6 protein-coding genes and 2 pseudogenes are annotated in these 6,514 nt (G+C 61.3%); 1 reads left to right on the top strand and 7 read right to left on the bottom strand.

Going from position 1 to position 6,514, the window contains the following annotated elements; translation table 11 throughout:
- Positions 1 to 199: 199 nt before the first annotated feature.
- The 6 genes and pseudogenes from ACS5Q0_RS27100 to ampC form a co-directional block, all read right to left on the bottom strand.
- Positions 200 to 457 carry a DUF6894 family protein gene (locus ACS5Q0_RS27100; protein ID WP_473129733.1) on the bottom strand — a complete coding sequence of 86 codons (258 nt, stop codon included), beginning with the start codon at positions 455 to 457 and terminating at the stop codon, positions 200 to 202.
- 90 nt (positions 458 to 547) lie between these two features.
- Positions 548 to 1,266 (bottom strand): annotated as a pseudogene (locus ACS5Q0_RS27105) (Crp/Fnr family transcriptional regulator).
- Positions 1,267 to 1,518: 252 nt separating this feature from the next.
- Positions 1,519 to 1,923 carry a VOC family protein gene (locus ACS5Q0_RS27110; RefSeq protein WP_473129738.1) on the bottom strand — a complete coding sequence of 135 codons (405 nt, stop codon included), beginning with the start codon at positions 1,921 to 1,923 and terminating at the stop codon, positions 1,519 to 1,521.
- A gap of 41 nt (positions 1,924 to 1,964) precedes the next feature.
- Complete coding sequence (locus tag ACS5Q0_RS27115) at positions 1,965 to 3,134, bottom strand: MFS transporter (protein ID WP_473129734.1); 1,170 nt, start codon at positions 3,132 to 3,134, stop codon at positions 1,965 to 1,967.
- 347 nt (positions 3,135 to 3,481) lie between these two features.
- The gene (locus tag ACS5Q0_RS27120; RefSeq protein WP_473129735.1) at positions 3,482 to 3,904 is read right to left on the bottom strand and encodes a hypothetical protein; all 423 of its coding nucleotides are present in this window, start codon (positions 3,902 to 3,904) and stop codon (positions 3,482 to 3,484) included.
- Between the two features lie 192 nt (positions 3,905 to 4,096).
- Complete coding sequence (gene ampC / locus ACS5Q0_RS27125; protein ID WP_473129736.1) at positions 4,097 to 5,281, bottom strand: class C beta-lactamase; 1,185 nt, start codon at positions 5,279 to 5,281, stop codon at positions 4,097 to 4,099.
- A gap of 99 nt (positions 5,282 to 5,380) precedes the next feature.
- On the opposite strand from ampC, the gene ACS5Q0_RS27130 reads away from it, so the two are divergent.
- Positions 5,381 to 6,253, top strand: coding sequence for a LysR substrate-binding domain-containing protein (locus ACS5Q0_RS27130; RefSeq protein WP_473129737.1), 873 nt, complete (start codon positions 5,381 to 5,383; stop codon positions 6,251 to 6,253).
- Between the two features lie 77 nt (positions 6,254 to 6,330).
- On the opposite strand, the pseudogene ACS5Q0_RS27135 reads toward ACS5Q0_RS27130, so the two are convergent.
- Positions 6,331 to 6,514, bottom strand: a pseudogene (locus ACS5Q0_RS27135) (CmlA/FloR family chloramphenicol efflux MFS transporter); the annotation flags it as partial.

Genomic DNA, 6,514 nt, shown 5'->3' on the forward strand with positions numbered 1-6,514 from the left:
CCGCAACCCTCACGCGCAGATCCAAGGAGAAGCTCTGGGTCATGCTCCACCTCCTGTTCTCGGAAGGGAATCACACTCCAGCCCAGGCCGAAACCTCTTGAATCTGCCTTTCAGTCCGATGCTCTAGGTGTTCCGGGGCAGCGTAGTGTGCTCCCGCCAAGACTCCATAAGGCCTGCTTCGTGACATCAGCCATTTGTCTCACGCACGCGGCGGCTCCGGCTCCGGATCCACCCGGTGGATCTCCATGGTGATCGTCACGGTCAGCACCCGCTGGTGATGCTCGTTTTTCACCTCGACCGTGATGTCGCGAGCGTCGCTCTTCGGCAACCGATCCCGGCCGATCTCGGCTGCGGCCTCCGCCGCGCGTTCGGCAGCATCCAGGCTCTCGAACTCAAGGCCAGTGTCATCAGGGATGAACCGCGTTCCTTCCCGCACATCGAAGTAAAAACGAGGCATGGCTTTGTCCTATCATCTGATGCCTCCAAATCCGGGAGGGTGTGGTTTGTTGTGCCTTCGGCCGGGAAGATGCCGAGGCTGCCGCTCCCGCTAGCGTGGCTCCCTTTCCAGGCACAGGAACGATGGGTCAAACTCAGCAAGCTGTTGCAGACGCGGCCTGTCCTCGACGGTGAGAGTTTCCCCGCGCCAGGTAATCAGGCCCTCCGTTCGCAGTTCCTGAATGATGCGGTTCACATGGACGCTCGAGAGGCCAAGGGCGTCACCCAGCTCGGCCTGGGTCAGAGGAAGCTTGAAGCTGTCCTCCGTGACCAGCCCGACGGCCTCAAGCCGCACGAACAGCTCGCAGAGCAGGTGAGCCGTGTGCTCCAGGGCCGAGCGCCGCCCCATGGCCACCAGCCGTCGACCGTTGATCGCGCCATCCACGAGGGTGGTCAGCCAGAGCAGACGGGCCAGATGGGGTGGTTCTCGGAGATCTCGCGTAGGGTGTCATGAGGAATCACGCCGACCGTGCAGGGTGTGATCGCCATGACGGCATGGTCCATCCTCTTCACCAGGAAGCTGTCGAGGTCGACGAAGTCGCCGGGCAGGTGAAGGGCCGTGATCTGGCGCTTGCCGTTGCTGAGGAGATTGTAGCGCCCGGCATAGCCCTCCAGCAGAACCGTGCACTCGGGCGGACGATCTCCCTCCAGGAGGATGTCCGCACCCTTATTCACCTGTCGCGGCCTGACAGCCGCTCCCTCCAGCAACTGGCGCTCGGTGTCCGAGAGTTGGTCATAATGCTCAAGTTTGCGGATCAGGCGCGTGTACAGGGTGGATCTCCTTCTTCGGGATTTGATCCAAACCACTTCTAGAACTTGGCCCACGGTGCTCATCAGCATAGCCGAGGTTGTGCTCGAAGGCAGCAATCCTCATCGAACCGGACCTCTTGAAAACGCAGGGGGGCTCGGTTCCTGACCCAGTGATGACCTTTCGCTGACCGTCTGACCAGTCTACGGAGGTACTCTGACCTCGAACGTGAGCCTATATAGTTTCCATTTTGCGAGATCCGGTCTGTTGAGCTGTCAGTCGCAGCCGTCCGCAAATTGAACGAGGTCCCACAGATTACCGTACAGATCCTCGAACACAGCGACAGTGCCGTAGGGAGCCTGCTTTGGCTCGCGAACGAACTTGATGCCCTGCTCAACCATCGCAGCATAGTCCCTCTGGAAGTCATCGGTCCGAAGGAACAGGAATACGCGGCCGCCAGCCTGGTTGCCGATGAATGTCTCCTGGTGGGGAGTGGAGGCGCGCGCGAGAAGCAAGGACGTCGATCCGTCGCCTTGGGGGCGGACGACAACCCAACGCTTGTCATGCTCCGGCTGATATGTGTCCTCGATCAGCGCGAACCCGAGCTTGTTGACGTAGAAACCGATGGCCTCTTCGTAATCGCGGACCACGAGGGCAATATGCGCAATACTCTGCTTCAAACCGACCTCCTGTGTCAGATCCATGTTGCATCATAAGGCCGTCAGCTCGCCTCAGGCATTCTGGGCAGTAGCCGAAGCAGGCCGACGGACAAGGCATGGATCGCGCAGGTCACTATACCAAGGGCCCATAAACCCTGGTCAACGAAAGGCGCGGCGATGATCGCGCCCAAACTGGTCATGGCCAGGATGAAAAAAACGATCAGAGCCGAGCCGCGAGCACTGTTGCTGCCGGACGCCACGATCCCGCGATAGAACCCGAGCGGGCCGCGAAGTCCCAGGCCCACGTTCATCGGCAGGAACAAGGCGGGAAGCAGTGCGCTGTCGTTCCCGCCAGCGAGAGCATAGACCAGGATCGTGACGGCGCTTGCCAGGGCCATGGCGGTCCCGAGGAAGATGATGCGCTCGGTGCCCCACCGCTCGGCGAAGCGTGACGTCAGATTGGCCGCAACGATGAAGCCGAGGACGCCGCACACCTGCATCGCAATGAAGTGATTCAGGGGGCCCCCCATGGTCCCCACAATCACGGCCGGAGCCCCAAAGACGAAAACGACCAGGCCGGCCAGAGTCATGGCCTGTGACAGTGTATACCGCATGAACACCGGGTCCAGAAGGAGCGCACGATAGCTGCCCTGCGCTCCAGCCGCTTTGGGCTGCTGCGGCAGCCCCAGCACGAAGATCAGCCCTGCCACGACCATCGCCACCACTCCAACAAGCTCGAACGAGCTTTGCCACCCGAACCTGGCGAGCAGAAAGACGCCCAGGATGGGTGCAAGGGCAGGAACAAGGGACTCGACGCTGCCGAGAAAGCCAATGGCACGAATCCCGGCCCTTTCGCTGAAGATCTGTCGGATGATGGCGGGCCCGAAGACAGGTGCGGCCGCCGATGCGGTGCCCTGAACGAAGCGCAGAACAACCAAGGTCCAGATGTCCGGTGAGAGGGCGCAGGTTACTGATGCGACAGCAAATACAACGAGCGAGGATACCACCAAAGTTCGCAGGGCCACGCGATCGGCCAGCGTCCCGAAGAGCAGGAGGCCCATTGCCGTGCCGGCGACATAGGAGGCCAGCACGAGCTGAGCGGTGGCTTGGTTTGTCGCAAAGATCGCCGGCAGCGCCGGCACGGCCGGCAGGATGAGGTCGGTTCCTGCCAGGGACAGGGCTGCGCAGAGCATCAGTAAGGCGAAGATGATACCACGACGGGAGCCGGTCATGGGCCCATCCCGCCGATCTCGAGGAGATGCGAGCATGATTGAAACTGTCTTTGAGGTCAGGAAGGCCGCTCGTTGCATCGTCTCCGGGCGGGAGAGGACGGCCTAGCCGATCCCGCTGCTATCCGGAGACGCACATAGGGAACGCGCCCGCCGGGCGGGCGGCGAACGAAACGTTGGCGGCAGCAAGGTTCTGCATCGAAGACATTGGGATTAAATACCACGCGTCAGGCACCCAGACAAGGCGTGGGCCCTGGGCTATACCCGTGAGAAGCCACTGGAGCCGACCGAGGCGTCGCCCCAGCGGAGCCATATTCCAATTTGTACACATGGCCGTTCCGGGCCGTGATCTATGGCTCTGGTCGGCTGGTAAGGCATGGATCCAGTATGACGAAGTTCGCCGCCATCTTGCGATAACTCCCGGTCACGATCACGGCATCGCCAAGCTTCAGGTTATTCGTGCTGTACGTCACACAGAGAACCTTCGCGTCCGGCTCTTCGCAAATTCCCATATAGGCGAGCACACCATCGAAGTGCACGAGGCTGAGAGCGCCGACCGCGCTGAAGTCGATCCGATCCAGTCCGGACGGAGTTGGCACGTCTCGGATCACATCCTTGATCTCGCTGCAGCGAGCAGGGTTCTCGGGGATCTCCTCGGCAGGCGCGAACGTACCCTCATTCTGGTGGCTTTGCCCCCATACAGTGTGGAATGGCGTGATGGCAGCCATCAGCGTGTGAAGAACAGCAAGTCCCGTTTGAAGCAGGGGTCTCATCGGCTGGCTCTATCACGTCATTCAGCGGATTGATCGAGTTGGTCGGGTGCAAGGCGATAGCAGGGTCGTGCCAAGTGGTGCGTCTCTCAGACGAACAGAACAGTGTTCTACCACCTGGTCTGTCACGCGCATACAATGCGCCTGACAGGCAGCTTTCATCGTCTCTAAGACCGCTCCATGCGGAGAGCAGTATCACCGTGCGCTTGTTACACCGGACTGGCTGTCCAGCGCGGACAGGATTTGGTGCGCGGCCTTCACCCGAGCCGGAATGGGATAGTTCCGGTTCGCCAGCATCACGACGCCGATGCCCTTTGCGGGGACAAAGGCGACATAGGCACCAAAGCCATTCGTCGACCCGGTCTTGTTGATCAGCACGTCATTCCGAGGAGCGTGCGGCGGGTCGAATCTCACCACTTCATTGGGCTTGAACGTCACCTGGACGGAATTGCCCTCAAGCAGCCGGTCGAGATCCGTGGAATAGGTGAGCATCTCCCAGCCTAGGCCCTGCATCATGTCACCGACCTTGTAGTATGCGGTATGCGTCGCGGTGATCGCACGCTGGAGCGTCGCGTCCGAAGTCGAGCCGTTCATGTTTGCCTCTGCGAAGCGGATCAGGTCAGCCGACGTCGTCTTCACCCCGTAGGCTTCCGAGTCCCAGATGCCCGGCGTCACCCGGATCGGCTTGTTATCCTTGGAATAGCCGTAGGCGTAGTCGCCCGTCCGGTCCTTCGGAACCCTGATGTATGTGTGTTTCATACCAAGTGCCGGAAACAGCATCTGCTCCATAAGGTCGTCGAAGGGCTTGCCCATGCTTTGGGCGGTAAGATGGCCGAACAGGCCAATGCTCGGGTTCGAGTATTGCCGATGGGTGCCGGCGGGGTAGGTCGGGCGCCAGTTCCTGTAATAGGCGATCATCGAGTCCTGATCGGTGACACTGTCGGGAAACTGCAAGGGCAGGCCGCCGGCCGCATAGGTCGCGAGATCGAGCAGGCTGATCTGGTCGAAGCTGCTGCCCGCCAGAGCGGGCATGGAGCGACTCGCTTTGTCCGAGAAAGACAGAGCTCCCGTCAGTTGCGCATAGGATGCGAGGGTTGCCGTGAACGTTTTGCTGATCGAGCCGATCTCGAACAGCGTATTCTCGGTCACCCTCTGTCCGCTCTCCTGTGAGGCGAAGCCATAATTGAAATAGGAGCGCTGACCCCGAATTGTGACCGCCACGGCCATTCCCGGTATGTTGTTCTCTTCCATGGCGGGGCGGATCGCCTCGCTCACGATCTGCGCGAGACGATCATGGCTGCTGCTCCCGGCGGCATGGGCTCCCGAGCCGAAGAACAGGGAAGCGGCTGCAAGATGTCCAAACTGTCTGCGTGTGATCATGACATCGGTTCTCCGTTGCCGGGGGAACTTGACCGATGGACTCGATTCCCACAAACGAGGAATTCTCGCCAGAGCCATTAGAAAAACTAGGTCTTCAGCATGGCCCGACCGCATCTCCCCCTCAACGCCTTGCGGGCGTTCGAGGCCTCGGCCCGGCACCTGAGCTTCACCCGGGCGGGGCTGGAGCTGCGCGTGACGCAAGCCGCGGTCAGCCATCAGGTGAAGGGCCTTGAGGAGATGCTGGGCGTCAGCCTCTTTCGCAGGCTGCCGCGGGGGCTCGCGTTAACGGACGAAGGACGGGTGCTCATGCCCGTGCTCACGGAGGCGTTCGAGCGGATTGGTGCGACCCTCGACCGTCTGGAGCATGGCCAGATCGAGGAGGTCGTAACGGTCGGGTGCAACAGCACCTTCGCGAATGGATGGCTGCTCCAGCACCTGGATGAGTTCCGGGCCAGGTACCCTCTGATCGACCTGCGCCTCCTGATCAACAACAATCGGGTCGATGTGGCGGGCGATGGCCTCGATCTCGCCCTGCGTTTCGGCAACGGATCGTGGCACGGAACGGAAGCCGTTCACCTCTTCTCGGCACCCTTGTCTCCGGTATGTGCGCCTGTGATGGCCACGCGGTTGCGCCATCCGGCGGATCTCGCGTGGGAAACCCTACTCCGCTCCTACCGGGTTGACGAATGGCCCCTGTGGTTCGAGAGGACGGACACGGCTTGCCCGACCATCCGTGGGCCGATGTTCGACAGTTCCGTGACGATGGCGGAAGCTGCCGCCCAGGGTCTGGGCGTTGCGCTGGTTCCGGTATGCATGTTTCAGCGCGATCTTGCTGCGGAGCGGCTCGTGCAGCCCTTCAAGATCGAAGTCTCTGCGGGCTCTTACTGGCTGACGTGGCTCAAATCCAAGCCTCTGACAGCCGGAATGCAGGCCTTCCGGGACTGGCTCCTGCTGAAGCTGGGCTGCGACTGAGACCCCTGATCTCTGGAGGGGTCAGTGAAGTCGGGCACGAAGCCCGACTTCACGTTGGATCACGTCCGCAAACGACCTCAGTGACGCTGCCATCCCTGGACGGTCAGGACGACGAGAGCCATGATCGAGGCGAAGGTTGCAAGCGGCCATGCGGTGTCGCCTTGCAGCAGGATCACGACCAGCGTTCCGCCGATGCTCACGATCAGGCTCTGGACGCAGAAATGCAGCGCCACCGCGGACCCCGCGATATCCCCGAACTTC

Source organism: Microvirga sp. HS2 (genome assembly GCF_055792805.1).

Bases quoted from the DNA above. Each gene is read 5' to 3' on its own strand.
- ACS5Q0_RS27130 (WP_473129737.1), top strand. From the start codon at position 5,381: ATGGCCCGACCGCATCTCCCCCTCAACGCCTTGCGGGCGTTCGAGGCC.
- ampC (WP_473129736.1), bottom strand. From the start codon at position 5,281: ATGATCACACGCAGACAGTTTGGACATCTTGCAGCCGCTTCCCTGTTC.
- ACS5Q0_RS27120 (WP_473129735.1), bottom strand. From the start codon at position 3,904: ATGAGACCCCTGCTTCAAACGGGACTTGCTGTTCTTCACACGCTGATG.
- ACS5Q0_RS27115 (WP_473129734.1), bottom strand. From the start codon at position 3,134: ATGACCGGCTCCCGTCGTGGTATCATCTTCGCCTTACTGATGCTCTGC.
- ACS5Q0_RS27100 (WP_473129733.1), bottom strand. From the start codon at position 457: ATGCCTCGTTTTTACTTCGATGTGCGGGAAGGAACGCGGTTCATCCCT.